The sequence below is a fragment of the Parafrankia soli genome, from assembly GCF_001854695.1.
In the GTDB taxonomy this organism is placed as follows: Bacteria; Actinomycetota; Actinomycetes; order Frankiales; family Frankiaceae; genus Parafrankia; species Parafrankia soli.
In genome coordinates, this window is record NZ_MAXA01000272.1 from 1 (window position 1) to 23,554 (window position 23,554).

The window sequence follows — 23,554 nt, forward strand, 5'->3', positions numbered from 1 at the left end:
TGACGATCTCGTCGTTGTTGACCCGCTGGAGGTACGGCCACGCCTCTTCCGGCGTGTACGGCCAGGTGCTGTCCGGGTGCGGGTAGTCGCACTCCCACGTGACGTTCTCGACATTCATCAGGTGGAGATTCTCCACGCCGTGAGCGTCGTCGATGAAGCATGTCACGATCCGGCGGTTGAACCGCTGGCTCGGGGTCTCGCCATAGAACGGGTGCTCCTCGATGTCGGCCACGTGGTGCTTGTAGGTGAAGTCGGCGCGCTCGAGGAAGTACGGGACCCACCCGATGCCGCCCTCGGACAGAGCGAAGGTCAGGTTCGGGAACTTGTTCATCATCGGCGACCAGATCAGGTCGGCGGCCGTCGGGTAGATGTTGATRCCCGAACACGTCACCCGGGTCAGCATCGGTGCGTCCGGCGAGGTCTGAATCATGGCGGCGCCGGATCCGATATGCATGCAGACGACGATCTGGTTCTCTTCGCAGGTCTCCCAGAATGGGTCCCAGTACGAGTCATGCAGCGAGGGGAACCCGAGCCCGAACGGGTTCATGGAGAACGCGACGGCATGCACGCCCTTGGCGGCCACCCGGCGCATCTCGGCCGCCATGAGGTTGACGTCCCAGATTGGGCCGAGGGCACAGGGGATGAAGCGCTCGGGGTAGGAGCCGCACCACTCGTCGATGTGCCAGTCGTTGTATGCCCGCACCACGGCCAGGGCTAAATCGCTGTCCTTCTGCCCGACCTGGGCGAACAGCGCGCCGGAGAAGCGGGGGAACGACGGGAAGTTGAGCGATCCGAGGACACCGTTGGCGTCCATGTCCTTGACCCGCTCGTGGACGTCGTACGTCCCCGGGCGGATCTCAGCGAACGACTTAGGCTCCTCGTGGTACTGCTGGGCCTTGCCGCCCACGCCGCGGCCCGCGGTGGCGGCCAGCGCCAGCTGGCTCGCTTTAGCGCCGTCGAAGACCCAGTTGAAGCCAATCTTGCTGTCGCCGACCACCCGAGGAGCGCGGTCCGCGTACTTGGCTGGCAGTCGACCGTCGAACATGTTGGGCGGCTCGATGATGTGATCATCGGTACTCACCAGAATCAGGTCGTTCATGTTCACCGCGGTCACCTTCGCCTTCACTTTGCCGATTGATTGGTGGTATCGAACTATCGAAGTTCCTAGCTTGGGCACCATGGCAGTCAAGGTTTAYGGGTGGAGACGACCTGCCCCCTGGCGACGGACCCACAGCTCGCGCCGGCCGCCTGATGTCCGCCGTGCCGGTCCCCGGTCGACACAACGCCGCTAGGCGTCGCCGGGGCGCGGCGGGCAGGGTAAACGTTGCCGGTCCCAGCATCAGGAAGGTCTCAGAATCCCAGCGATCCGACCACCTCATGTGGCCCACGACCGCGTGGCAGCACCCCCACTCGTATGGTTATCCATATGACCGGTTGTCTGGCAGTCTAGCGAGGTGTGATGCCAAGCACAATGCCCTCGTATGAACCAGATCGAGAGGTCGTCGGTCCGCGTGGCACCAGGGGCGGTGGCTCGGTCGGCCGGCCGACGTTGCCCGGCCAGTGCTCAACGACGATTCAGCAGCCGTCGCCAGATCGGCAGCCAAGCCTTTCGCGAAGTGTGGACGATCATGAAATTCCCACCCCGAGGGGCCGTGGTGCGCGACCCCGCACGCCACCGCGACCTGCCGTTCGACATCCGGGTGGTGGCCGGTGACGTCACGGATGCGGTGAGCGCCGAGCGTGCGGCGGCCGGACAGGACGCGGCCGTCAGCGCTGCGGCGGACCTGTCCGTGCCAGCGCACGACTTCTTCACCGCGTCGTCTCGCGCGCTGGCCACCGGTCTGGCGAAGGCAGGGGTGCGCCACCTGGCGGTCGTCGGCCTCTCCTCGGTCCTGCCGGGGGGCATCCGGCGCTGCGTTGATGGACGAGCCCGGCTACCCGAACGAGTACCGTTCCTTCTCCCTCGGCCACCTGGCGGGCCTCGACGAGCCGTCGGGCCAGCGAGCTCGACTGGGCGTACGTCGCAGCAGTGATCATCTGCCTGTTTCCCGATGTAGATCGCGACGTGGTGGATGTTGTCGCGGGTCCCGCAGTAGGACGAGGTCGCCAATCGCCAGCGGTTCTCCGGGTGGGACAACGGGTCCTGCCTCGTACTGGGTTTGGGTCGGGCGGGGTAGGTCGATGCCTGCGGCCAGGTAGGCGGCGCGGGTGAGGCCGGAGCAGCCGAAGCCACCCTCGGCCGGTCCGTCTCCGCCCCATAAATACGGGATACCAATCTGCCCTTGGATGTACACGACAGCGGCGTAGCCGGCGGGTCCTCCGTCAACGCCGGGTCCAGCCCGAGCGCCGGCCTGCCCGCCGCAGAGCGGCCATTTTCAGATGCACTGTGAGTGGTCGATTTCGATCAGCCACCAGTTGTGATAGAGCCGGACCAGGTCGGTGGCGGGGATCGCCGGGTCGAGCAGGGTGGAGACCAGCAGGTAGTAGCCGGTCTTCCTACCGGCGTCGGTGGTGATCGTGATTTCGCAGCGGATCACCCGGACATCGAGCCGGCCGGCCCGCGAGCGCCAGGAGCCGTCCCGGTAGGTCTCCCGACCGGGAAGAGCCGGTTGTTGGTGACCCGGACCAGCGGGTCCGCCTCGGTCGCGGCGATCTTCTCCAGCAGCGGCTGGCCGCCGACGTTGCGGTCGGCGAGCACGATCATCCCGGCACGCAGGCTGCTGAGGAGGCGGGCCGCGCAGGTCGGCTCGCCGTCGGACGTCGGTGYGAACACCGCGTCGATCACCCCGCGGGTGCCGCAGGCGATCAGCACGACGAGGCGGACCAGCGGGTAGCCGGTCCCGCCGTGGTTGCCGCCGCCCTTGCGGTAGACGGTCTTGTTCTCGTCGGTGTCCGGCACGACGACCTGTGTCCCGTCGAGCGCGCAGACCAGCCGGCCGTGCCACCACACCGACCCCGTCCAGCCCGCCGCGACCGCCCCACGCACCGCCTCGAACAGGCCGCGCAGTGGCGCGACGCCCAGCCGGCGGCGCGAGGCGGCCATCGACGACGCCGACGGGGACTCTACCGGCTGATCCCGCCGACCAGCTCACGCCACACCCCTGGCCAGCCGGTGTCGGCATGGAGCACACCGGCAAGCAGCAGGTAGACCCCGACCGGGCCGGCAGGTCCCGGACCCTTTTCTGGATCTTCCCGGTCTCGGCCAGCGCGGCGTCGACCAACTCGAAGGGGACCTGGCGGGTGAGCTCACCGAGGTGGCCCGGCGCGAACCGGCCCCCGGCGACACGGACAACACGCGTGACAGATTCGATGGACAGCGGAGCTCTTGGAGCAGGGGACTTGTCTTGGTCGACTGCCTCCTAACGGGGCTCCGCTGCCCGTTTCAGCGCGACACTCCGGTCCCCATCGAGTCTTGACAGACCGTTGCCCCCGCTGTAACACCTGTCAGGCCCGCGGCCGCGCACCCGGGGTGTGGTGAGCGGGAAGGCCGGTCGCCCAGCTCGTGGTGCGAGGCGAAGCCGGTCGCCCAGCGCGCGGTGAGTGGAGAGGCTGGTCGCCCGGCCCGTGGCGAGATCGACATGGTTCGAATGATTTGTGAGGTTCGCCACCTAGCGGACGTCGTGGCGGTCGCGCGACGGCCCGCGGTCGGCTCCTGACACCGTTCGGCGGCTGTCGCCGCCGCGCCCCGGGGCGGGTGGCCGTTACGGCCTGGCGGGCCGCGGCCCGCGTGCCGCGGACGTCCCATCGCTGCTTGGCCGGTAGGCCTTCCCAGGTCAGGGCGGCTCTGCCCGGCCCAGCGCGAGAGCGAAGTTCCTGCTGACTGGAAGTCAAGATCTGGATCCGTCGGGCCACCGGTGCGGCCCCCGGCCGCCGGGCGTCGGCCGACCCCCGGGGCGACATCGATGTCTAGCCGGTCGGCTAGCGTGACAGTCGTATCCCAGGTGTCGCCCAGGGAGGCGGGGGGACGGCCGGCGCAGGCGGCGTGCCCGCGCGCGGGCTGGCCGGTGGGGCGGGCCCGCGGGCGGCCTCGGCCCCCGGTCGGGACCCATGGGGGCGGGTTTGATTCTCGCGGTCGGAGCCGATAGTTTCCTCTCACCGAGAAGGAGCCTTCCGGAAACTGGCAGTGACGCTTACCTCATCATGATCGGCCGGGGCAGGGCTGGCAGCGCTGCGTCAAAGCCGTTCGGGTGATGAGATTCGGGGCACAGCCACGGCGCGCGAGAAGAATCGGAAACGCGAATGTCACGCCCGACCAAGGGTCGGCGGGGAGCGGAACCAGTGGCCTCGTCCCCCTGGCTCCGCCGGTCCCGCGGCCTGATCGCCGGCCGACAGCGGCAACGCTGTTCTCGGTGGGGCGATACGCTCGTCCGCGAACCGCGGGTACGTCGTGCCGTCCAGCGGTGGGCCGGTGTGTCGTCGTGGTTTCCGCGGTGCGCGCTCGCCGGTTTCCGGCAGCGATTCGGTTGCTCCAGCATGCCCAGCCCGACCGGACTCGGTTGATCCGCGTTGTCCGGCCGCCCAGGTAGGACCCGGGCGACCAGGTCGCATCCAGGCGATGCGGCCGGTCGGGATAGCAAGAGGAGGAGATCCGTGAGACCCCGTAGAACTGTCGCGGCCGTCGCTGCCCTCGCAGCGGTGACCGTCTTCGTCGCAGGATGTGGCCGCGACTCGGGCGGCGAATTAGGGAGTGAGGACACTCCCGCCACCCAGGGGTCCACGGCCGCCGCAGCGGGTGACTTCGGCGACCTGAAGGACGTCTGTGGCACCGGCGACCCGAAGGGCGCGCCCGCTCAGGGCGTGACCGCGAGCGAGATCAGCGTCGGTGTCTTCAGTGACGTCGGCTTCACCAAGAACTCTGAGTTCGACGACGCAGCCAAGGTGTTCACCTCCTGGTGCAACGAGGCCGGCGGCATCAACGGACGCAAGATCGCCTACAACCTGCGGGACTCGAAGATCTTCGAGACCCGCCAGCGGATGATCGAGTCCTGCCGCGAGGACTTCGCGATCGTCGGCGGTGGCAGCGCGCTCGACGCCGGCGGCGTGGAAGAGCGCCTCAAGTGCCTGCTCCCCGACATCCCCGCGCAGACGAGCCAGCCGGAGAACATCGGCTCGGACCTGCAGATCGACGCGATCGGCGCCGGGCACTCCTACATCCGCTACGCCGGTTACTTCAACTGGCTGCTGAAGGAGGCCTACCCGGCCTCCGCCGGTGCGGTCGGCATCATCGCCGGTGACTCCCCGGTGACCAAGGTCATCGGGGACCAGACGGTGGAGGCCGTGCAGAAGGCCGGCGGGACGGTCGCCTACAACGACCTCTACCCGGCGGCCGGCGTCTCGGACTGGACGCCCTACGCCCAGGCGCTCAAGAGCAAGGGCGTGAAGGGCCTGGTCTTCCAGGGCGACTTCCGCAGCCTCGCGAAGCTCGAGCAGGTGCTGTCGTCGATCGACTACAAGCTCGACTGGATCGACGCCAACAGCAACGCCTACGGATCCGCGTTCGTGGAGCTCGCCGGTGACGCCATCAGCACCCAGAACAACCTGGCCGACCTCAGCGGGGTCGCGCCTCTCGAGGTGGCGGACGAGGTCCCCGCCGTCCAGAAGGTCCTGGACCTCTACAAGGAGTACGCGCCCGACGCGGAGGTCACCTTCCCGGCACTGCGCGCCTTCTCGTCCTGGCTGCTGTTCGCGGAGTCGGCCAAGGAGTGCGGGGACGACCTCACCCGCAAGTGCCTCTACGACACGGCGCGCGAGCAGACCGAATGGACTGCCGGTGGCCTGCAGGCCTCGGTCGACATCACCAAGGCCGATGCGCCGCTGAAGTGCTTCAACGTCGTGCAGGCGAGCGCGGACGGCTGGAAGCCCGCGGACTTCGAGCCTGACACCGGTGCGTTCCGCTGCGATGCCCCTTCCGTCAAGTACACGGGCTCGTACGGCACGCCGCTCACCCTCGCCAGCGTCGGCAAGAGCCTGAGCGACCTCAAGTAAATGGAACAGCTGTTCACTTTCGGGATTGTGGGGCTGAGCACCGCCGCGATCTACGCCATCATCGGCAGCGGTCTGGTGCTCACCTACACCACTACCGGCGTGTTCAACTTCGCGCACGGTGCCGCGGGCATGATGGCCGCGTTCGTGTACTGGCAGCTCACCGAGGGCTGGGGGCTGCCGGTACCGATCGCGCTGGTCCTGGTGCTGGCCGTGCTCGCGCCCGGTTTCGGCCTCCTGGTCGAACGGGTGGTGCTCCGGCCGGTCCAGGGCCTGGGCGAGGCCGAACGCCTGGTGATGACGGTCGCGATGCTGAGCGGTCTCATCGCGGTCGCCCGGTGGATCTGGGACCCGAACGAGGCGCGGTCGCTGCCGACCTTCTTCGCTGACCAGGGCGCGATCGACATCGGGCCCGCCACGATCACCTGGCACCAGGCCCTGACGATGATCGTCGCAGTGGCGGTCGCGGTCGGCCTGCGCGTCCTGCTCTACGGGACGCGCATCGGCGCGGAGATGCGGGCGAGTGTCGACGACCGGGCGCTGGTGGGCCTCACCGGCGCCAACCCGGTCCGCTCGAACCAGGTCGCCTGGATCCTCGGCACCCAGCTGGCGGCGATCGGCGGCATCCTCATCGCGCCGTCGGTCTCCCTGGACGCCGGCCAGCTCTCGCTGCTGATCGTCAGCGCCTACACGGCGGCCATCTTCGGGCGGCTGCGCAGCCTGCCGCTGACCTTCCTCGGCGCGGTCGTCGTCGGGTGCCTGGAGAGCTACCTGACCGGGTACCTCCCGAGCAACGACTACCTGCCGGGGCTGCGGCTCGCGGCGCCCGCGTTGCTGCTGTTCCTGGCGCTGCTGGTCTTCCCGCACCGCCGGCTGCGCGGGCGGGACACGAAGGCCCGCCCGGTCGCCGTCCCGTCGATCCGGGGGACTCTCGTGTTCGCCGGGGTGATCGTGGTGTTCGGGGTCGTGCTGGCCTCGGTCCTGGGCGAGGGCGACCTGATCACCTACGGGACGATCTTCTCGTTCGGTGTGATCGCGCTGTCCTACGTCCCGCTCGCGGGCTACGCCGGGCAGATCTCGCTGTGCCAGCTCAGCATGGCCGGCATCGGCGCCGCGGTCTGGGCGCACATGGGCGCCGACGGCGGGATCTGGGCGCTCGCGGCCACCGTGGTGATCTCGGGGGCGGCCGGTGCGCTGGTCGCGCTGCCGGCACTGCGGCTCTCCGGCGTGTACCTGGCGCTGGGTACGGCGGCCTTCGCGGTCATCCTCGACCGGTGGATCTTCACCCTTCCCGCGTTCGATCTGTTCGGGGCGAAGATCTCGCTGTACGACGGGGGAACGGTCGACGTGTCCGGGCCGTCGCTGTTCGGCTGGCATCTGGACAGTGGCTCCGAGCTGATGGTGTTCTCCGCGGTGTGGCTCGCGCTCACCACCCTGGCGGTGGCGTGGCTGCGTCGTGGCAGGTTCGGCCGTCAGCTCATCGCGCTGCGGGACAGCGAGGCGGCCTACRCCACCCTCGGTGGCAACCTGCTGCGGTCCAAGGTGGCGGTCTTCGCGATGTCCGCGGGCATCGCGGGCCTCGGTGGGGCGCTGTACGGCATGCAGCAGCGGTCGGTCACCGCCGAGCAGTTCGGTCTCGTCGCCGGCCTGCCGCTGTTCCTGATCGCCGTGATCGGCGGCCTCACCTCGGTGGGCAACGGCCTGTTCTCGGGGGCCGCGCTGGGCGGATCTTTCCCCGTGATCTCCGCAGCGGGGACGTTCGCGCAGAACATCACCTCGGTGCTGCCCGGCCTCGCCGGGCTCGGGCTCGCGCGGAACCCCGACGGTGCCGTCCCCGAGATGCGCGCCGGCGCCGAGCCGCTCGGCCGGAACAAGCCCGTCCTGGCCGGGCTCATCGGCGTGCTCGTCGTGCTCTGGGTTCTCCAGCTCGGCGACGTGCTCGACGGCTGGCTGACCTTCAGCCTGGCGCTGGTCCTGATCGTCGCGGCCCAGACCTACGCGCAGGTCCGGGAGGCGAAGCCCGTCGAGTCGGACGTCCCCGTCGAATGGTGGGGCGTGCGCCGGGCCTGGCGTCGCGAGGACGAGGAGGTGCTGGCCCGTGGCATTGCTGGAGGTTAAGAACGTGACGGTCGCCTTCGGGGGCGTTCGCGCCCTCGACGGCGTCGCCATCGCGGCCGAGAAGGGGCGGGTCACCGGGCTGATCGGGCCCAACGGGGCCGGCAAGAGCACGCTGTTCGACGTGATCTCCGGGCTGCGCCGGCCGTCGTCCGGGCAGGTGTTCATCGACGGCCACGACGTCACCCGGCTGGGCCCGTCACGGCGCAGCAAGCACGGGCTGGCCCGGACGTTCCAGCGGCTGGAGCTGTTCGGCCGGCTGAGCGTGCGCGACAACCTCCTCGTCGCCGCGGAGCTGGGCCCGGAGCGCCGCAAGGCGGCGACCCTGGTCCCCGAGGTACTGGACAGGCTCGGCCTGACCGGCATCGCGGACACCTCCGCCGACACGCTGCCGACGGGCGTCGCCCGGCTGGTGGAGGTGGCCCGGGCGCTGACGGTCCGGCCGAAGCTCCTCCTGCTCGACGAGCCCGCCGCCGGGCAGGACGCCGAGGAGACCGAGCGCTTCGCCGACCTGCTGCGCTCGCTCGCCGCCGACGGGACCACCGTGGTCATCGTCGAACACGACATGGATCTGGTCATGAGCGTGTGCGACGACCTGTACGTGCTCGACCTGGGCAAGGTCATCGCCGCCGGCTCTCCGGAGGAGATCCGGCGCGACGAGCTCGTCCTGGCCGCCTACCTGGGAGACGCGGCATGACACCTCTCCTGGAACTGCGGGACGTCCGCGCCGCCTACGGGAAGATCACCGTCCTGCACGGCGTGAGCCTGAGCGTCGCGGCGGGTCAGGTGGTCGCCCTGCTCGGGCCGAACGGCGCGGGCAAGACGACCACGCTGAAAGTCGCGGCCGGCACGCACCGGGCCGAGTCGGGCCGGCTGCTGCTGGGCGGGCGCGACATGACCGGAGCGAACCCCCGCGACCTGGCGCGCGCGGGGGTCTGCCTCATCCCGGAGGGGCGTGGGGTTTTCCCCAACCTGTCCGTCCGGGACAACCTCCTGATGATGACCTTCACCGGTCGTTCCCGGGAGCAGATCGAGGAGATCGCGTTCGCGCGGTTCCCCATCCTCGCGAAGCGTGCCAACCAGGCCGCGGGAAGCATGTCGGGCGGGGAGCAGCAGATGCTCGCCCTCGCCCGCGGGCTGGCCACCGACCCCGCCGTCCTGCTCCTCGACGAGCTGTCCATGGGGCTGGCCCCGCTGGTGGTCGCCCGTCTCTACGAGCAGGTGGCCGAGATCGCCCAGCAGGGCGTCGCCGTCCTGGTGGTGGAGCAGTTCGCCGCCGCGGTTCTCGGTATCGCCGACCACGCGGCGGTACTGGTGCGTGGACGGGTCGAACGCCAGGGCGCCCCCGACAGCGAGTTGCGCGCCGAACTATCCGCCCTCTATCTGGGGAGTTCCACATGACGTCCACTGACGCGCGCGCGGACCGCTTCGTCCGCGAGCTCGGGGAGTTGAAGATCCCCGATCCGGCGGCCGGCCGGCCTCAGCTGTGGGTACGGCTCGGGGTGGCGTTACTGGTGGTCGGCGCCGCTCTCGGCGTGACGGCGTACGCGATGTCGCACGGCACCCGGGACCCGCTCGTCCAGCGCGACGCCCTCGCGCTCGGCCTGGGCGGCGTGGTCGCGAGCGTGGTGGGGGCGGCGCTGTTCCTGCGTTACTCCCTGACCGGCTTCCTCCGGTTCTGGATGGCCCGCCAGTCCTACGACCTCGCCCAGCTCGGCGACCGGCTGGCCGGGGTCGAGGCCGTCACCGGCCCGGCGGCCGCGGCGGCCCCGGCGGCCCCGGCGGCCGCGAACGGTGCGGTCGCCACCTCGGCGGCCGAGCCCGCCGCGGAGCAGCCCGCCGCCGCCGAGGCGCCGGCGGAGACGCCCGAGGCAGCGGCCTCCGAGACGGCGGCGCCGGCTGCGGAGCCGGCGACGAAGGAGTCCGTCTCGACCTGACCTGGCGGTCCTGAAAAGGCTTGCGGCCAACGACATCCTCGTTGGCCGCAAGCCTTTTCGCGTTCCCGGAGCCGTCTGGCCAGGCCTTCCGCCATTGCGGACCCACCCGTATTCGTGACATCATGCTGCCGTCAAAGCTTCCCGACCGGAGATGGGGGAAACGGTGCGCGCTCGTGTAGCCGGTGCCGAGGGGGTCACATGGGGGATGAGGGCCGACTGCCCGCAGGCCGTGACGCTACGCCCGCGCCGTCCGTTCCGCTACGAGTCCTCATGATCGGCCGTCCGACCGGACGCCGGTCCCGACGGCTGCTGGTGGTTGTTCCCCTCGCCCTGGCCGGGTTGCTCGCGGCGGCCTGCGGCGGGAGCGACCCGGCGCCGGGTACGGCCGCGGCGGCGGCGAACGACCTCTCCGGCGTCACGCTGCGTTTCGGTGACCAGGTCAACGGGGTCCGCTCCGTGCTGGAAGCCTCCGGCGAGCTGGAGGACACGCCCTACAAGATCGAGTGGAGCCAGTTCCAGGGCGGTGGCCCCACGGTGATCGCGGCGCAGACCGGCGGGGACGTCGACCTCGGGGTGATGGGCGAGACCCCGGTGGTGTTCGCGCAGGCCGCGCACAGCCCGGTGACGGTCGTCGGGGCCGCCCGGATCGTCGACCCGGCGAAGTCGAACTTCGCGCTGGTCGTGAAGAAGGACTCGCCGATCCGGTCCGTCGCGGACCTGCGCGGCGCGACGATCCTCAACAGCCAGGGCACGGTGTCGCAGTACCTGGTCGCGAAGGCGCTGGAGAAGGGCGGCCTCACGACCGACGACGTGAAACTGGTGAACCTCCAGCAGGGCGCGCAGGCCGCCTACGACCGCGGCGACATCGACGTCATCGCCAGCGGGGGACCGCCCCTGGCGATGATGCTGGCGAAGGGCACCGACCGGGTCCTCATGACCGGCGCGGGTGTGCTGCCCGGAGTCAACTACCTGGTCGCACGGAACGGCGCTCTCTCCGACGCCGGGCTCAGCGACGCCATCGGCGACTTTCTCGGCCGGCTCGCGCAGGCGCAGGACTGGTACAACGCCCACCCGGACGCCGCCATCGCGATCGTGAAGCCCACCTACAAGGTGGACGACACCGTCGCCCGCGCCATCATCGACCTCGCGCCCCTGCGCTACGTGCCGATCGACAGGACGGTCACCGACGCCCACCAGCGCGAGGCGGACTTCTTCGCCGACCAGGGCGTGCTGAAGGCGAAGATCGACACGTCGACGGTCTTCGACGACCGTTACAACCCGATCATCAACGCGGTGGCCCAGGGCCGGCCTGGTCCGTCATGACCGACCTGCTGCCCTCGGGCGCGTCCCGCGCCGGGGCGCCCGACCTGGCCGGCGGGGGGCCTGGTCTGGCCGGGGCGGCCGCCGCTCCGGGCGCCGGGGCGGACCTGCCGCCGGCGCCCGGCCTCGTCCGCCCGCGGGCGTCACGGCGGCACACGCACGGGCGCGGGGCGTCACTGGCGCTGCGCGCTCTGCTGCCCCTCATCCTGTTCGGCCTGTGGTGGTGGGGCACCGAGGCGGGCTGGATCTCGTCCGACGTTCTCGTCTCACCTCCGCGGATGGTCGAGACCTTCGGTGACCTGGTGCGCGAGGACGAGCTGTTCCACCAGGTGTCGGTGTCGCTCGGCCTGGCCCTGCGGGGGGCGCTGTTCGGGGCGGCGGCCGGTTTGCTGTTCGGTGTCGTCGCCGGCCTGTGGCGGATCGGCGAGGAGCTGCTCGACGCGGTGCTGCAGATGCTGCGGACCATTCCCTTCCTCGCGGTCGTGCCGCTGTTCATCGTCTGGCTCGGCATCGGCGACCTGCCGAAGGTGCTGCTGATCTCGCTCGCCACGCTGTTCCCGATGTACCTGAACACCTACAACGGCGTCCGCAACGTGGACCGCCGGGTCATCGAGGCCATGGAGGTGTTCGGCCTGCGCGGGGCCCGGCTCGTGCTCACAGTGATCATTCCGCTGGCGCTGCCGTCGATCCTCACCGGGCTGCGGTACTGCCTCGGGATCTCCGTCCTCKCGCTCATCGCCGCCGAGCAGATCAACTCCAGCGCCGGCCTCGGCTACCTCATGTACCAGGCGCAGTCGATGCAGCAGGTCGACGTCCTGGTGGTGGTGCTGGCCATCTACGCCGTGCTCGGGCTCCTGTCGGACCTGGTGGTCCGGGTGCTCGAACGCCTGCTGATGCCGTGGCACCGCGGCCTGGCCGTCCGATGAGCCGCTCGACGAGCGCGGGCCCGGCGGCGCCGCCACGCCCGGGCACCGGCGCGCAGGCCGGCGGTGAGCTGGCCGTACAGGTCCGGGCGGCCCGTAAGACCTTCGAACGCCCGGTGCTCGACGGGGTGGATCTCGCCATCCACGCCGGCGAGTTCGTGGCGCTGCTCGGTGCCAGTGGCAGCGGCAAGACCACACTGCTGCGCATCCTCGCCGGCCTCGAGGCCGCCGACGACGGCGCGGTCTGGGTGCCGCCCACCCGCACCGTCGTCTTCCAGGAGCCCCGGCTGGTGCCGTCGCAGAAGGTCTGGCGCAACGTCGTCGTCGGGCAGCGGGGTGGCCGCGGCGCGCGCGAGGCGGCCCGCGCCGCCCTCGCCGAGGTCGGGCTGGCCGAATGGGCGGACGCCTGGCCGTCCACGCTCTCCGGCGGCCAGGCCCAGCGGGTCGCCCTGGCCCGGGCGCTGGTGCGCGAGCCGCGGCTGCTCCTGCTCGACGAGCCGTTCGCCGCGCTCGACGCGCTCACCCGGATCAGGATGCGCGAGCTCATCGGCGAGCACTGCGCCCGGCACCGGCCGGCCGTGCTCCTGGTGACCCACGACGTCGACGAGGCCGTCGTCCTCGCCGACCGCGCCGTCGTGCTGACCGACGGCCGGATCTCGCTCGACCGGCCGATCGGCCTGCCCCGCCCGCGCGCCGTGGGCGACCCGGGCTTCGCACAGGCCCGCCGCCTGCTGCTCGAGGAGCTGGGCGTCCACGAGTCGCGGCAGGCCGAGGGCCCGATCCCCGGCACGACCGAGAACGGCAAGCCTGTGGATGCCCGGGAGACCCCGGGCTTTACTACCTGACTACCTGTTCCGCGGCGCGGGCGCGTGGGCGCCCGGCCGACCGAGATGTGGAGGAGACACCATGGCGATCGACCTGACCGGCGGTCTGAGCGACGACCGCGAGTACGTGTTCCCCGCCCAGCCCGACAACCCGGACATGCGCGAGTCGGTCAACGCGTGGGTGTGGGACGACGGCGTCGAGTTCGGATTACCCCGAATCGGCATCGAGGCCGCCGCGGACCAGTGGGACACCCACGACATCCAGGTGAACATCGCGTTCGCCGGCGGCCGGGTGCTCAACATGTACGGCCCCAGGAAGGTGCACGACCCGCTGGGCGCGGACGGGAAGGCCCGCGTCCTGGGCGCGGGGCCGCTGTCCTTCGAGCTGGTCGAGCCCTATCGGCACTGGAAGATGCACCTGGAGGGCTCCGCGGTGGTGACCTCCGCCGAAGGCCAGATCGGCGGCTGGAAGCGCGGCGTCACCGGCGGGCCGACCGTCGAGGTGCGCCTCGAGCTGGACATCAGGTCCGCGGTGCCGCCGTGGGAGGGCGGCACGCTCCTCGAGGAGGCCGGCCGGGTCCTCGCCACCCAGGAGGAGGGCGACCTGATGGGCGGCCCCCGCTTCGAGCAGCTCTCCCGGGTGACCGGCAGCCTGCAGGTCGACGACGAGGTCCACGAGCTCAACGGCGGTGGCCTGCGGATCCGCCGCGCGGGCGTTCGCCGGCTCGCCACCTTCCGCGGGCACGTCTGGCAGTCGGCGCTGTTCCCGAGCGGGCGCGCGTTCGGTCTGTGCCTCTACCCGCCGCGCGCCGACGGCAAGGCGACCTTCAACGAGGGCTTCCTCTTCGAGGGCGACGGTGCGCTCATCCCGGCCCGCGTCGTGGACGCGCCCTGGCTGCGTGAGCTGCGGCCCACCGGCGAGGATGTCTCCGTCACCCTCGAGACCGAGGACGGCCGGACGACGACGATCCACGGCGAGTCGCTCCTGTCGACCTTCGCGGTGATGGGCGCGGACATCGGCTCCCAGCGCCTGAACCTGCAGCAGGCCATCGCCCGCTACACCTGGGACGGCGAGACCGCGAACGGCATGATGGAACGCTCCAGCGTGAGCGACACGGTCGCCCGGTGACCGCGGCCACCGCCGGCGCCGAGCCCGGGTCCGGCCGGGAGTCGACGGCGCCGGAGGCGGCCCGCGGGCGGCCCGCAGGTGGCCCGGCAGGCGGCCCGCAGGTCGGGCTCTGATTGTCGCTGGCTCGGTCAGCCGCCGACAGTGGAGTTCTGAGCCGCGGTGACGATGGTCCTGGCGTCCGCGGGTGTCAGGAACCCGCGGAACACCGACGTCCACGCGGACGCCCGCACCTTGTTCACGTAGTCGGCGTGGGTCGGGTAGAGCTGGCGAAGCACCGGCTCCGCGGTCTGCGGCGCGGTCGGGTTGGACGGGTCGCCCGCGTTGTGCGTGTCCCAGGGGTCGGCGTCGCCGTTCCACGGGTCGGTCGCGCCGAACAGGCCGCAGAACAGGGCTGCGGCACCCTCGGTGAAGCGCTGTCCGGTCAGGGTCCTGGTGGGCACCGCGACGTCCGGAAGCCGGATGCCACCGCGGGCCAGCCCGGTGGCCGGGTCGCGGACCGGCGTGTTGCCCTGCATGCTGAGGATCGTGCCGGTGGCCGGCGCGGGCCCGCCCCGCATCCACCGGTTCACGGCCGACAGGGCGGCGTTCAGGGAGTAGTGCGCCGGGCCGTCGTTGATGGGCGGTGTATCGGCCCCGCAGTCGCGAGGCGGAACGGGCTTGCCGAACATGCGCTCGTACACGGGCTGCCCGGTGGTGAGGAGCCACTGGTCGGCATGGGAGGTGCCGGCGAGCTCCCAGGTGTGTACGGTCGCCGAGTCCGGCTGCCGGGCGGTCACATGGAGCGTCATGTCGGTCTCGGTCAGCACGACGAAGGTCGGCACCCTCAGATCGGTACGGATGAGGGTCGGATTGGGCATCGTCTCCGATGCCTGGAACGGGAAGCCGTGGCTACCAGCCGCCGGCTCGGTGATCGTCGGGGACGCGACGGCGCCCGCTCCGGCGCCCGCCCCGGGCGCCGCGGTCGCGGCCGGGCCGCAGACCGCGAGCACCGCGGACGTGCAGGCCGCCGCGGCGAGCAGCGCGGTGACGCGCCTGCCCGGTAATCGTGGAAAGGGCATGTGAAGCCTCCACCGATTTTCCGTCTTGAGATGGGAGATGGTCATTCTCGCGCCAACCTGATCTGAGGTCCCAGGCTCACCCGATGGCTGGCACCGAGGTGCCAGTTCCCGATGGCGTCCGTTCTGCCGCCGATGGTCGCGGGCTTTCCGTTGCTCGCAGAAAGGCTCGCCTTCAGCGCGGAGAATGACACGGGCTGGCGAAGGCCCACAGGTCGAAACCGTCGTCGGAGTTGTCGAAGAGCCGGACGTCACAGCGCACGAGAAGATGACCGCGCTCGGCGCCTGATTCGCCTGGAACAGAGAACCTCCGGTCGCGGTTTGGTCAGGACATGACCGACTCACCGTTCGACCCGCACGCGCTGCTCGCGCAGAGCCGGCTCGGTGTCCTGGCCACGATCAGATCGGACGGCCGTCCGCAGCTGTCGCCCGTCCTGCCGTTCTACGAGGAGCAGTCCGGTGTGCTCTACGTGTCGATGACGGAGGGCCGGGCCAAGACGGCGAACCTGCGCCGCAAGCCCTGGGCGGCGCTGGAGGTCACCAGCCCCGACGGCCGGTCGTGGGCGACCGTGGAGGGCCCGGTCACCCTCACCGGGCCGGGAGCGGACCCACACGGTCCCGAGGTCGAGGCCCTGGTCGACTACTACCGGGCCGCCGCCGGCGAGCACCCGGACTGGCACGAGTACCGCGCGGTCATGGTGACCGAGCGCAGGGTGCTCATGGCGATGGCAGTGGCTCACCTGTACGGGCAACACCTCGGCTGACTCCCGTCGCACAGGCCGGCCGTCCACTGGGGCGGGAACGGACCCTGATCACCCAGACAGCAAATCCCCTTCAAAGGCGGGGCGGATCGCCGCCTCGCCGCTCAGGCTGTGCCGGTGGACCGAGATCCCGACGCCATCAGTCTCGTTCCGGCGCAGCGAGAGGCCCGATCCCGACCGCCCGAGGGGCCCGATCCGGGGACCGGCGCACCGGTGCAGGCACGTGACCCGGTACTGACCTATGGAAAGGAGGACGACGACACCCCACGCCCATGGAGCCGGCACGACCGGACAATGGAACGGACCGGCGTGCTCGCGATGACCCGGCGGCTGCCAGGGCTGCTCCGGCTGGCCTGGTCACTGGCCTGGGAGGCCGACCGGATCGGCCTGGTCACCATGGTCGGCCTGCGAGTTCTGTCCGGGTTGGTCGAGGCCGCCGGCCTGCTCGCCGTCGCCGGCGCGCTGACGGCGGTGCTCAGCGAGGGGCCGACCCCGCAGCGGCTGCACGACGCGATTCCCGCGCTGGTCCTCGTCGTCGGCGCCGGCGTCGTCCGGACGGCGATCTCCCTGGTCACCAGCCTCCTGCAGAGCCGCTTCGGGCCCAGGGTCGACCGCGTCTCGATCGTGCGGCTACTCGACCTGGCCACCCGGACGTCCGTGATGTCCTTCGACGACCCCCGGTTCGTCGACGATCTTGATGCGGCCGAGCGGGGTGCCGCCAGCGGGCGTCAGCTCGTCGACAACGCGGTCAACGTGTTCACCTCGGGGGTGCAGATGGTCGCCGCCGGCAGCGTCCTGGGTGTGTTGCACCCGCTCCTGCTGCCGCTGCTGGTGCTCTCGATTCTGCCGGACGGCTGGGCGACGGCACGTTCGGCGCGGCTGGCGCACGCCTCCTGGCTCGGGCGCATCCGCAAGATCCGGCGTCAGTTCATGCTGCGCAACCACATGACCGACCGGGACTGCTCCGCGGAGATCCGCTCGTTCGGCCTGAACCGCTTCCTGCTGGACGAGTACATCGCGCTGGCCCGGGAGAACGAGGCCGAGCAGGTGCGCGTCGCCCGGGGCCAGGCGCTGTACCGGCTGACCGGGGAAGTCGTGTCCGGACTCGCGCTGGGGGCCGTGTACGTGACGCTGGTCCTCCTGCTCAACGCCGAGATCATGCCGCTCGCCGCCGCGGGCACGGCGGTCCTGGCCATCCGGAACGGGCGAGGCGCGCTGTCCTCGGCGCTCGACAGCCTGAACAGCGCCTTCGAGAACTTCCTGTACTTCGGGGAGTACCGGTCGTGGATCGCGGAGGCGGCCCGCCGGGTACCGACGCCACGCGGCGACATGGCGCCGGCCGAACCGGCGGTCGTCCGGGTCGACGCCGCCACCTACACCTACCCGCACACCGACACCCCGGCGCTGCGCGGGGTCACCGTCGAGCTGCGGCGCGGCCAGGTCGTCGCGTTCGTCGGCGCCAACGGCAGCGGCAAGTCCACCCTCGCGAAGATCCTCGCGGGCCTGTACGAACCGGACGAGGGGACGGTCAGCTGGGACGGGGTCGACCTGGCCCAGGTCGACCCGGACAGCGTCCGGGCACGGGTCGGTCTGATCCCGCAGCAGTACACACAGTGGCCGATGTCGGCCCGGCTCAACATCGCCGTCGGGAACATCGACCGGCTCGCGGCGGACGGCCCGGACAGCGTGATCCCGGCCGCGACGGCCACCGGCGCGGCCGAGGTGATCGAGAAGCTGCCGTACGGCTACGACACCTCGCTGGCCCGGCAGTACAACTCGGGGCACGACCTCTCCGGCGGGCAGTGGCAGCGGATCGCCTGCGCGCGGGCGGTCTACCGGGACGCCCCGTTCCTCATCGCGGACGAGCCGTCCGCGGCCCTCGACGCCCGCGCCGAGCAGGCGCTCTTCGACCTGATCCGCGAGCAGGGGCGGGACAGGGTGGTCCTGCTGATCACCCACCGGCTGGCCAGCGTGCGCACCGCCGACCGCATCTACGTCCTCGACGAGGGCCTGGTCGTCGACAACGGCACGCACGCCGAGCTGATGACACGGCCCGGCATCTACCAGGAGCTGTTCAACCTGCAGGCACGACAGTTCGTCGACCTGCCGGATCCGGCGGCGCCAATGCCCTGACGGCCCGGTGGGCGCGCGGACGCCAGTCGCTCGGCGGTGGTACCGCGGAGCGCGGGTCCGCGCCGTCGGCTAGCATGCCCCGCATGCTCGCGCGGATGAACTTCTGGTGGCCCGTCACAGTGGCGGCCCACTCCCACCGCGCGTAGATCTCTCCCGCGGCCGCCCTGCCCGGCGGCCGCCGTTGTTTCCCATCCCGGGGCAGGGCTGATCGCCGAGTCCAGGCGACCGCCCGGCGACCAAGGAAACGACCATGGAACTGCTCCGCCACCTGCTCGGCGCGCTCACCGCGGGCCGGGACCCCGGCCCGTTCGCGCTGCTCCGCCGCGAAGGCGCCGATCATCTCGACGTCCTCACCGGGGACGTCGAGGTCGCCTCCCGGCTGGCCGACATCCCGCTGCCACCGGGGCCGGCCGGGCCGCGCACGCTGGCGCTCGTGCCGTTCCGGCAGATCGTCGAACGCGGCTTCGCCTGCGTCGACGACGGCGCCCCGCTGGAGTGCCTTCGGGTCAACGGGCACGAGCGGGTGCCGCTGCCGGCCGCTCTCGCGGCTCTGCCGGCGGGCGCCGTGACCGCCACCGGCGGGCGGTTCGACATCGGTGACGAGCGTTACGCCGAGATCGTGGGCGAGGTGCTCCGCGACGAGATCGGTCGCGGGGAGGGCGCGAACTTCGTCATCCACCGCACCTACACCGCCTCGATCGCGGGCCCGCCGCTGACCGCCGCGCTCACCGCGCTGCGCCGCCTGCTCACCGGCGAACGGGGCGCCTACTGGACGTTCCTCGTCCACACCGGAACGCGCATCCTGGTCGGGGCCACCCCGGAACGCCACGTCAGCGTCGACGCCGGGCTGGTGCGGATGAACCCGATCTCCGGCACCCACCGGCTGCCGGCCTCCGGGCCCGACCGCGGYGCCCTGCTGCGGTTCCTGTCCGACCGCAAGGAGATCGACGAGCTGTTCATGGTGCTCGACGAGGAGCTGAAGATGATGGCCCGGGTCRCCGAGCACGGCGGGCAGGTGCTCGGGCCGTACCTCAAGGAGATGTCGCACCTCGTCCACACCGAGTACCTGCTGGCCGGACGGGGCTGCCTCGACGTCCGGGAGGTACTGCGCGAGACGATGTTCGCCCCGACCGTCACCGGCAGCCCGCTGGAGAACGCGTTCCGGGTGATCGCCCGGCACGAGGGCCGCGGGCGGCGTTACTACGCCGGCGTGCTCGCCCTGCTCGGCCGGGACGAGGCGGGCGCGCAGACCCTCGACGCGCCGATCCTGATCCGGACCGCGGAGATCTCGCCCGGCGGCGACCTGCGCGTGCCGGTCGGCGCGACCCTCGTCCGCCACTCCACCCCGGCCGGCGAGACGGCGGAGACACACACCAAGGCCGCCGGGATGCTCGCCGCCCTGGGCCTGCGCCCGCCCGCCACCGGAGCGGCCCCGGCCCCGGGCGCCGTCAGGGACGTGGCTGACCCCGTCGGCGCGGGCGTCCCGCTGGGAGCCGATCCGGAGATCGCCGCCGTGCTCGCCGGCCGCAACCTCGGCCTGGCCCGGTTCTGGATGGCGGAACGCGCCCCGGCGCCGAACCCGGCCCCCGGGCTGGCCGGCAGGTCGGCGCTCGTCGTCGACGGCGAGGACACCTTCACGGGGATGCTCGCCCACCAGCTGCGCGCACTCGGCCTGACGGTCACCGTGCGGCCGTGGCACTCGGCCGGGGACACCGCCCGATTCGACCTGGTGGTGCCCGGCCCCGGCCCGGGAGATCCAACAGTGCGTGCCGACCCCCGGATGGCGGCGATGCGTGGTGTCGTGGCCGACCTGCTGGCACGGCGGCGGCCGATGCTCGCGATCTGCCTGGGCCACCAGCTCCTCGCCGGCCTGCTCGGGCTGCGCCTGCGCCGCCGGGAGGCCACCTACCAGGGGCTGGCCCGCGAGATCGACCTGTTCGGCCACCGGCGCCGGGTCGGCTTCTACTCCACCTTCACCGCGGAGTTCGACCAGGACGAGATCCTCACCCCCCACGGTGCGGTCCGACTCGCCCGCGACTCCGTGGGCGTTCGGGATCCTGCCGGCAACCCGGGCGACCGGCGGGACGAGGCGGTGCACGCGCTGCGTGGGCCGACCTTCGCGGGGCTCCAGTTCCACCCGGAGTCRGTGCTCAGCCTGGACGGCCACGAGGTTCTGCGTGACCTGTTGACGGATCTGCTGCTCGGCGAGAAGGACACGAGGGGGTCGGGTCGGGCTGGTTACTCGACGGTGTAGCGGTGGGGGACCCAGGTCTGGCTGTCGATCGGCGGGCGCTTGTAAGCCCGGTCCTGGCGTGGCGGCAGGTCGACGGCCGGGTAGGGGAGGGTCTCGTAGGGCACCGTCGACAGCAGGTGGCTGATCAGGTTCAGCCGGGCGCTGCGCTTGTCATCCGCGTCGACCACGTACCACGGGGCCTGCCGGATATCGGTGTATGCGAACATCTCGTCCTTGRCCTCGGCGTAGTCGACCCAGTGGGCACGGGCCTGCAGGTCCATGTCGGAGAGTTTCCAGCGCTTCTCCGGGTTCTTGATCCGGTCCGCGAACCGGCGCTCCTGCTCGGCGTCGCTCAGCGAGAGCCAGTACTTGACCAGGGTCAGCCCCGAGCGGACCAGCGCGCGCTCCAGTTGGGGGCACGTCCGCAGGAACTCCTCGTATTCCTCGTCCGTGCAGAATCCCATCACCCGTTCCACCCCGGCCCGGTTGTACCAGCTCCGGTCGAAGAACACGATCTCGCCGCCCGCCGGAAGATGGATGATGTAACGCTGGAAGTACCACTGGGTGCGTTCCCGCTCGGTCGGCGTGCCGAGGGCGACGACCCGGAAATGGCGGGGATTGAGACGTTCGGTGATGCGCTTGATGACGCCACCCTTGCCGGCGGTGTCCCGGCCCTCCATGATGACGGCGACCCGCCGCCCGGTGTGGACGATCCATTCCTGCATGCGCACCAGCTCGGTCTGCAGCCGGGCCAGCTCCTTGTCGTAGGCGGCCTTCGGCAGGCGCTCCGGGGTCACGTCGGCGGGCATGGCGGCAACTGTCGGCCGCGGCGCCCGGCCTGTCAACGCCCGAGTCCGACCGGACGCCCGGGTCGGGTCAGGTCGATGGGGCCGTCGGGGTGGTGAGTCTGCGAACCTCACCACCCCGCGCTCCGTTCAGCCCAGCATGGCCTCGGCTCAGCCCAGCATGGCCTCGACGAGGTCGGCGGCCCGCGCCGTACCGCCTTCGGCCCGCGTCCCGGCGCGCAGCAACGCCGAGCGGCGGGCGACCTCCGGGTCGCCGACGAGGCCCGCCAGGGTGGCACGCAGCACCGCGGCGGTGGCGTCCGCCATGTCGACCCGGCGCGCCACCCCGAGCTCGACGAGCCGGTCGGCGTTGGTGAACTGGTCGGCGGCCTGTGGGACGGCGATCATGGGAGTGCCGGTGAAGAGCCCCTCGCTGCTGCCACCCATGCCGGCATGGGTGACGAACGCGTCGGCCTGCTCCAGGATCGCGAGCTGGGGCACCCAGGGATGCACCTCGACGTTGGACGGGATGTCGCCGAGCTCCGCGGGGTCGGTGTACCTCCCGATCTGGAGGACGACGTGCCAGCCCGGGAGGCCGCCGTAGGCCGCCAGGCACTGGCGGTAGAACTCCGGCTGGCGTGTGTAGGCCGAACCCAGCGAGATCAGCAGCAGCTTCCCGGCCGCGGACGGGGGTTCCCAGGAGCCCTGGTCCGTCCGGGCGCCGAAGCAGGGGCCGACGAACGTCACCACGCCGCTGTCGACCCGGTCCGCGTGCGGTTGCATGGTCCGGGGGATCAGCGCCAGCGCACGCGGGGGGCGGCCGGAGAAGGCGTCGACGTCCAGGGTGGCCGCCCCGCACGCGGCGAGCCAGGCCGCGAACCTCGCCCGGTACGCGTCGGCGCCCGGCAGGCGCCGCAGCTGCGCCCCGACCTCCTGCTCGTAGCCGTTCCAGGCCACGTAGGTCGGGGACAGCTGCAGTACGGGTAGGCCCTGGGCCTCCGCGAGGGCGCGGGCGGCATAGGCACCGATGTCGTACAGGTAGAGGTCCGCGCGGTCGCGGTCGTAGGCGGCCCGCAGCTGCGGGAGCGTCTGGATGGCGTCGTCGAGGAAGACACCCATCGCGGCGATCGGGTCGTCCGGCCAGTCGTTGTCGGTGACCGGCAGCCGGGAGTCGTATGGGACGAACTCGGCGCCGGTGGCAGTGATCAGGTCGGCGACGGCCGGGTCGTTGGCGTAGCTCACCCGGTGGCCGCGAGCAACCAGCTCGCGGATGACCTCAAGGCTGGGGAGCACGTGGCTGACGGCGGGGACACCGACCATCGCGACATGGGAACGGTGACGAGGCATGGGAGCACGCTCGTTTCAGGTCTGCGGCAGATCCGTGGCGGAAAGGGACACGGCAGACCCGCGGGGTCCGTGCTCGTCGCGGCACGCCTGTCGCCGAGCACATCCGTGGGCCTGCGGGACGGGCACGCGGCCCGTCCGTGTCAGCCGTAGATCTGAAGCAGATGCATGCGCGGAACTCTAGTACGGGAGACGTGTTCCTGGTGGAGGCGTGGGAAACATGCTGGCGAGTGCCGTGGGGGAGGTGCACGTGACCGAGGCCTGTGGTCGTGGCGGCGCCACGCCGCCGTCCCGGTGGGGTCCGGCGGAGCCGGACCCGGTGGTCGGGCTGCTCGCCACCGCTCGTCGCCGCCTGGGCATGGATCTCTGTTGGTTCTCCAGGCTGATCGGGGGAGCCCAGGTGATCGAGGCGTGCGACGGCACGCCGCGGCCTTCGGTGTCCACCCTGGCTCGACGGTGCACCATCTCGGCCCGCACCGCCTCGTACGCTCTCGCCGGACGACCGCCTCCGGTCGTCCGCAGGATCGACCGCCCACTAACGACCAGTTCCGGAGGACGACATGCCAGCCCGGGAGGCCGCCGTAGGCCGCCAGGCACTGGCAGTAGAGCTCCGGCTGGCGGGCGCGCCAGGCCGCGAACCTCGCCCGGTACGCGTCGGTGCCCGGCAGGCAGACCCCCCGAGGAAGAGGCCCGAAAACGATGCGGTAAGGTTGGAAAGAGTGGCAGTCACCGGCTCGGCCGGAGTGATTTGACACAAACCCGAAAGTCTCGGTAACTTAACCGAGTCGCCGCAGCCGGGGCCGAAAGGCCGAAACGGATACGGCAAACAGCCAAGCCGAAGTCCGAATCGCCAGCCAAGACAGAGCGGTTTGACAAAGGCCAGAAACACCGAGTAAGCTGAAAAAGACGCACCGGGCAACGCCGGAAGGCGAAGAACGGTCGCATCTGCTCCTTGAGAACTCAACAGCGTACCGAATAGTCAGTGCCATATTTTTTAACCCCCGTCCATGGCC

Annotated in this window: 20 protein-coding genes and 1 pseudogene; 13 read left to right on the forward strand and 8 right to left on the reverse strand. The window is 71.2% G+C overall.

The genetic code is table 11. The annotated features are described in order from the left end of the window. Window positions 1-1,099, reverse strand: a 1,099-nt coding sequence (locus tag BBK14_RS32510; protein ID WP_241832038.1) for an amidohydrolase family protein, incomplete at its 3' end; no start/stop codon positions are given. A 529-nt stretch (window positions 1,100-1,628) separates the two neighbouring features. Here BBK14_RS32510 and BBK14_RS36325 point away from each other — a divergent pair. Then, window positions 1,629-2,033: an NAD(P)H-binding protein gene (locus BBK14_RS36325; RefSeq protein ID WP_241832034.1), complete on the forward strand. Its 405-nt coding sequence runs from the start codon at window positions 1,629-1,631 to the stop codon at window positions 2,031-2,033. On the opposite strand, the gene BBK14_RS37560 is transcribed toward BBK14_RS36325, so the two are convergent. The 4 genes and pseudogenes from BBK14_RS37560 to BBK14_RS42560 form a co-directional block, all read right to left on the reverse strand. Beyond that, a complete protein-coding gene (locus BBK14_RS37560; protein WP_241832035.1) occupies window positions 2,034-2,294 on the reverse strand; it encodes a C40 family peptidase in 261 nt (86 codons plus the stop codon). Between the two features lie 81 nt (window positions 2,295-2,375). Beyond that, complete coding sequence (locus BBK14_RS38630) at window positions 2,376-2,537, reverse strand: hypothetical protein (RefSeq protein WP_157904377.1); 162 nt, start codon at window positions 2,535-2,537, stop codon at window positions 2,376-2,378. After that, window positions 2,534-3,043 carry a transposase gene (locus BBK14_RS32520; RefSeq protein ID WP_071066974.1) on the reverse strand — a complete coding sequence of 170 codons (510 nt, stop codon included), beginning with the start codon at window positions 3,041-3,043 and terminating at the stop codon, window positions 2,534-2,536. The genes BBK14_RS38630 and BBK14_RS32520 overlap by 4 nt, the downstream gene beginning before the upstream one ends. Before the next feature lie 103 nt (window positions 3,044-3,146). Then, a pseudogene (locus tag BBK14_RS42560) lies at window positions 3,147-3,317 on the reverse strand (transposase domain-containing protein); the annotation flags it as partial. 1,273 nt (window positions 3,318-4,590) lie between these two features. Between BBK14_RS42560 and BBK14_RS32525 the strand changes: the two are divergent. The 9 genes from BBK14_RS32525 (at window position 4,591) to BBK14_RS32565 (ending at window position 14,230) form a co-directional block, all read left to right on the forward strand. Then, window positions 4,591-5,985: an ABC transporter substrate-binding protein gene (locus BBK14_RS32525; RefSeq protein WP_071066975.1), complete on the forward strand. Its 1,395-nt coding sequence runs from the start codon at window positions 4,591-4,593 to the stop codon at window positions 5,983-5,985. Continuing rightward, window positions 5,986-8,100, forward strand: a complete 2,115-nt coding sequence (locus BBK14_RS32530) for a branched-chain amino acid ABC transporter permease (protein WP_071066976.1) — start codon at window positions 5,986-5,988, stop codon at window positions 8,098-8,100. Beyond that, window positions 8,081-8,794 carry an ABC transporter ATP-binding protein gene (locus tag BBK14_RS32535; RefSeq protein ID WP_071066977.1) on the forward strand — a complete coding sequence of 238 codons (714 nt, stop codon included), beginning with the start codon at window positions 8,081-8,083 and terminating at the stop codon, window positions 8,792-8,794. The genes BBK14_RS32530 and BBK14_RS32535 overlap by 20 nt, the downstream gene beginning before the upstream one ends. Next, window positions 8,791-9,498 (forward strand): ABC transporter ATP-binding protein, encoded by a 708-nt coding sequence (locus BBK14_RS32540; RefSeq protein ID WP_020461396.1) that lies wholly within the window; start codon window positions 8,791-8,793, stop codon window positions 9,496-9,498. Before BBK14_RS32535 ends, BBK14_RS32540 begins: the two co-directional genes overlap by 4 nt. After that, complete coding sequence (locus BBK14_RS32545; RefSeq protein ID WP_071066978.1) at window positions 9,495-10,034, forward strand: hypothetical protein; 540 nt, start codon at window positions 9,495-9,497, stop codon at window positions 10,032-10,034. The genes BBK14_RS32540 and BBK14_RS32545 overlap by 4 nt, the downstream gene beginning before the upstream one ends. A 270-nt stretch (window positions 10,035-10,304) precedes the next feature. Further along, window positions 10,305-11,357 (forward strand): ABC transporter substrate-binding protein, encoded by a 1,053-nt coding sequence (locus tag BBK14_RS32550; protein ID WP_241832036.1) that lies wholly within the window; start codon window positions 10,305-10,307, stop codon window positions 11,355-11,357. Next, window positions 11,354-12,280, forward strand: a complete 927-nt coding sequence (locus tag BBK14_RS32555) for an ABC transporter permease (RefSeq protein WP_071066980.1) — start codon at window positions 11,354-11,356, stop codon at window positions 12,278-12,280. The genes BBK14_RS32550 and BBK14_RS32555 overlap by 4 nt, the downstream gene beginning before the upstream one ends. Next, the gene (locus tag BBK14_RS32560; RefSeq protein ID WP_071066981.1) at window positions 12,277-13,122 is read left to right on the forward strand and encodes an ABC transporter ATP-binding protein; all 846 of its coding nucleotides are present in this window, start codon (window positions 12,277-12,279) and stop codon (window positions 13,120-13,122) included. Before BBK14_RS32555 ends, BBK14_RS32560 begins: the two co-directional genes overlap by 4 nt. Before the next feature lie 61 nt (window positions 13,123-13,183). Next, entirely contained in the window at window positions 13,184-14,230 is a 1,047-nt protein-coding gene (locus BBK14_RS32565; protein WP_071066982.1) for a DUF7064 domain-containing protein, read from the forward strand. A gap of 128 nt (window positions 14,231-14,358) precedes the next feature. On the opposite strand, the gene BBK14_RS32570 is transcribed toward BBK14_RS32565, so the two are convergent. Further along, the gene (locus tag BBK14_RS32570; protein WP_071066983.1) at window positions 14,359-15,288 is read right to left on the reverse strand and encodes an alpha/beta hydrolase domain-containing protein; all 930 of its coding nucleotides are present in this window, start codon (window positions 15,286-15,288) and stop codon (window positions 14,359-14,361) included. A 329-nt stretch (window positions 15,289-15,617) separates the two neighbouring features. Here BBK14_RS32570 and BBK14_RS32575 point away from each other — a divergent pair, with 329 nt between their 5' ends. From BBK14_RS32575 to BBK14_RS32585, 3 genes are all read left to right on the forward strand, one after another. Further along, the gene (locus BBK14_RS32575; RefSeq protein ID WP_071066984.1) at window positions 15,618-16,049 is read left to right on the forward strand and encodes a PPOX class F420-dependent oxidoreductase; all 432 of its coding nucleotides are present in this window, start codon (window positions 15,618-15,620) and stop codon (window positions 16,047-16,049) included. A 210-nt stretch (window positions 16,050-16,259) separates the two neighbouring features. Further along, complete coding sequence (locus tag BBK14_RS32580) at window positions 16,260-18,179, forward strand: ABC transporter ATP-binding protein (protein ID WP_241832037.1); 1,920 nt, start codon at window positions 16,260-16,262, stop codon at window positions 18,177-18,179. A gap of 250 nt (window positions 18,180-18,429) precedes the next feature. Further along, a complete protein-coding gene (locus BBK14_RS32585) occupies window positions 18,430-20,433 on the forward strand; it encodes a chorismate-binding protein (protein ID WP_071066986.1) in 2,004 nt (667 codons plus the stop codon). Here the strand turns inward: BBK14_RS32585 and ppk2 are convergent. Together ppk2 and BBK14_RS32595 are read right to left on the reverse strand one after the other, a co-directional pair. Then, complete coding sequence (gene ppk2, locus BBK14_RS32590) at window positions 20,418-21,221, reverse strand: polyphosphate kinase 2 (protein WP_071066987.1); 804 nt, start codon at window positions 21,219-21,221, stop codon at window positions 20,418-20,420. The two genes, BBK14_RS32585 and ppk2, sit on opposite strands and share 16 nt — an antisense overlap. 147 nt (window positions 21,222-21,368) lie before the next feature. Then, window positions 21,369-22,544 (reverse strand): macrolide family glycosyltransferase, encoded by a 1,176-nt coding sequence (locus BBK14_RS32595; protein WP_071066988.1) that lies wholly within the window; start codon window positions 22,542-22,544, stop codon window positions 21,369-21,371. Between the last annotated feature and the right edge of the window lie 1,010 nt (window positions 22,545-23,554).